The following is a 1,768-nucleotide window of genomic DNA, read 5'->3' as shown; positions in this document are numbered from 1 at the left end:
GCCAACTGGTCACGCAGATGCTGCTCGCTCGCACCGGGATTCGCCCTCTGTACGGTTTCAAGGAGGGTGAGCTGCGGGTCGAGGGTGATGCGCTGCGGCAGGTATGCGGTGTTGTCCAGGCGGTAGAGCACTTGGTATGCAGGCGGCACTGGGGAACGGTAATCAGGGTCATACGCGTGCGCTATCGCATTGAGAAGCACAGTCTTGCCACTGCCGTTTGCGCCCGTGATGTGCAGGTGTTCGGGTCCGGTCAGGATAAGAACCTCGGGAAAATCTTGGATTTGAAGCAGATAATCAACTTTATAAGGTTGTGTTTCACGTGAAACGGTGTTTTGGGTGTATGCATTCTTAAGGTCGGCGCTCTGCGGTGTAGACGCGCAAGAGTCGTTCTTCACCCGATGTAATTCCAGTACCTTCCGCCCCAGTGGGAGCGCATCCTGAACAAGTTCCAGATAGATACACTCCTGCACGCGCAGGTTCTTTTGGGCTTCTCCAACTGCCGCCCGCGCATCCGCCACCATGCTTTCGTGGGCTGTGTGAAGTTTCCCGGCAGAGTGCTCTGAACTGTTTTTATCCAGGCCCATAGCCATGCCAGGTTTCCGCTTTGACCGCTCAAATTCGCGACCTCGGCGGGCGTTGCGATCGAGCTTAATCTGGTTCTCGGCACGCTCACGCACAGCCTTACGCGCCTCATTCTTCGCCTCGGTCACGCGACGCTGAGCTGCCTGCTGTTCGGTCTCCAGCGCCTGCCGGTATGTGCTGTAGTTACCCTCAAAGAGGCGCAGATGAGCCAGTCCCTGGCGGTCGGCGTGAAGCTCGGCAATCACGTGCACGCGCTCCAGTAGGTCGCGGTCGTGGCTAATGATGAGCGCTGGGCAGGGCAGCGCCTCCAGTGTCGTGAAGAGCTGGGCTTTCGCCGCGGAGTCCAGGTTGTTCGTCGGCTCGTCGAGCAGAATGAACTCTGGGTCTGAACACAGAAGCGCGGTGAGTGCGGCTGTGACCGTCTGACCACCTGAAAAGGTGCTAAGGGGACGCATCAGAAGGTTGTGACGGGCCTGTGTATCGGTCGTAGTGAGGGCAGGACCAAAACCATGTTCGGCAAGGGCTACGAGGGTGCGTTCTTCAATATCCCAGGCGTCGCCTATGGTGTCGTAAAGGTAGGGGGAATAGTCGCCCGATTCCAGCGCATCAAGCGCCTGCAGTATTTTTGTAATTCCAAAAATATCAGCAAGATGCTGATGCCCACTCAACCCTAAATCTTGCGGTAGGTACGCTATGCGCGGTGGGGTACTGATTGTGCCTTGACTAGGATTTATGTCGCCAAGAATAAGTCTGAAGAGGGTAGTTTTTCCGGCGCCGTTATCGCCGATAAGCCCGGTGAGTGGCGCAGAAAATACCGCGGAAAGGTCTGTGAAAAGTGGGGGCTCACCCGGATGTGCATACGAAATATGGTCGAGTGTAATGTGACGTGACATGGGCCGAGTTCCTTCGAATGGGTGCTCGGATTCCCGCCATCGTAGTGCACGTTAGGCATGAGAATATGAAAAAACCCGAGCGCGGTCTGTAGGTACACGTAAGCCCGGGTAGTGGGGTGGACGCATAAAAGCGCATTGACCTGGTGTCGTTGGATCCGGGCTTATGCTCGGTGGGTCATTTCTTTGATGCCTCCTAGATTCCGAAGGTCACCCCGGTCGCGCCTTGGGTGGCTTCGGTTCAACAATGCGTTCAGCTCGCAGGTTACCCCCGTGGTGGGGTAGCGCGGATAGAG

General features: G+C 56.7%; 1 protein-coding gene. It reads right to left on the bottom strand.

What is annotated here, in order from left to right; all coding sequences use genetic code 11:
• Positions 1-1,475, bottom strand: a 1,475-nt coding sequence (locus HMPREF2842_RS08895) for an ATP-binding cassette domain-containing protein (RefSeq protein ID WP_070644400.1), incomplete at its 3' end; no start/stop codon positions are given.
• Between the last annotated feature and the right edge of the window lie 293 nt (positions 1,476-1,768).

It is taken from the genome of Rothia sp. HMSC069C10 (assembly GCF_001812205.1).
Classification (GTDB): Bacteria; Actinomycetota; Actinomycetes; order Actinomycetales; family Micrococcaceae; genus Rothia; species Rothia mucilaginosa.
Note: the sequence above shows the minus strand (reverse complement) of the source record. Positions and strands in the feature narration are given on the sequence as shown.